Annotated in this window: 2 protein-coding genes; both read right to left on the bottom strand. The window is 45.9% G+C overall.

What is annotated here, in order from left to right:
* Positions 1–286: 286 nt before the first annotated feature.
* Positions 287–439, bottom strand: coding sequence for a type II toxin-antitoxin system TacA family antitoxin (locus CKO12_RS14265; protein WP_200155386.1), 153 nt, complete (start codon positions 437–439; stop codon positions 287–289).
* 322 nt (positions 440–761) lie between these two features.
* Positions 762–1441, bottom strand: a 680-nt coding sequence (locus tag CKO12_RS14260) for a helix-turn-helix domain-containing protein (protein ID WP_207146396.1), incomplete at its 5' end; no start/stop codon positions are given.

Raw genomic sequence — 1441 nt, 5'->3', positions numbered from 1 at the left:
ACATTCATTAGGCTTCTTTCTGGTAATACCTGAAAATTCACCTTCATAGCTCTGGGCAAGATTTAGGTAAACGTTGAGATTGTGTTCACCGACACTGATTATTTCCATGTTGTGCTCACCTTGAAAAAGGAACCGGCGACAACAGCGACAACGGTAACAGAGTTATTAACCCTTGAAAAGACAGAACAAATTGATGAAAAGTTGTAGCTGTCTTGTAGCTGGTGTCGCTGTCTGACTTGTAGCTGATGACAACTGCTGTCTTGTCACTGATGCCAATTGGTGCGTTTCACGCGTCGAGTGTCAACACGCGCTGATCCAACAACACTTCTTGCGCTTCACGACAAGCGGTTTCTAATATAAAGTCTGAGCGAGTTTTACCCAATAACTCAGCAGCTTTGTCAATGAGATCACGTTGATAACGTTGCGCACGAATGTTCATATTCGTATTGTGAATTGAGTGATTCGATAGTTGATTTTCAATTGAAGATTGCATGATAATTAATTATCCCTTGTTACTAAAAAAGATGATCTCAGCTTTCATCAATTAGGATGAACAGTTGAATAAAGCTGATTGATTAAGATGTTAAACATGATTGATTAACTTTGTTAATAAAACCCTCACTTCACCTGCATTCCAATAGCAATTGACTTTGTTGCGCAGTAGTAGGCTAACTCAGCCAAGTATGATAAGCCATTGAAAAGACAGGACAACCCAATAAAAGGTCGGCGCTGTCTTGTCACTGATGGCAATCTGTGTTATATCACGTTGTGTCAAGTAATCCACTCACTGGGTCATCTCCAGTCTGTTGGCGCGTTTCACGCCTTGTCACAACGAATTTAGAGAGAGTAATCCCGTAACAAGGGCAGACCTCGACCCGAACGACACCCGTCCCGCATGAACTCAACTCAGTTGACTTGAGAAGATTCTCGACCAGATTGACCTGAAGACGCTTGAAACCAACAGAACATAGCCCGCACGCAACACAACGAGCAGCACATCCCTCTTGAAAAACGTCACTTTCACCCGCCGGTTTTAACGTCTCACCCTCGGACCCTACGGGGGTGGGCATCAAAGGCGGCGCGGTTTCAGTGCAAGCAAACACTGTGGCAGTGTTTGAGTCGGTGTTGTCGTTTTGAGCTGCTAGAACGATCCAACGGCGCACGGACGTAGCTGTAACTCCCACCTCTTTAGCGATGGCAGCAAAGGTCATTCCTTCAGCGCGCATCTGTAGAGCTCTGTCCCGCTTCTCCCTGTTGCTGACTCGCACACCATCCAATGTGTAGTGATCCAGATAATCTTTGTCATTCATCCGGTCATGTGGACGCGGTGGACGTGCTTTGTCCCGCTCCTTTCTACGCTGTGTCCGCAGCTCGTTAGGAATGATCGCCCGCAGCTCTGACTGCAACTCAGCAGGGATGATCTCTTGTATCCATTCAAATA

Origin of the sequence: Chromatium okenii, assembly GCF_016583745.1 — a bacterium.
Lineage (GTDB): Bacteria > Pseudomonadota > Gammaproteobacteria > Chromatiales > Chromatiaceae > Chromatium > Chromatium okenii.
This window is presented reverse-complemented; position numbering and strand designations above follow the sequence as displayed.

What these genes read in the sequence shown, in the direction of transcription:
- CKO12_RS14265 (WP_200155386.1), bottom strand. Translation starts at nt 439, where the DNA reads ATGAACATTCGTGCGCAACGTTATCAACGTGATCTCATTGACAAAGCT.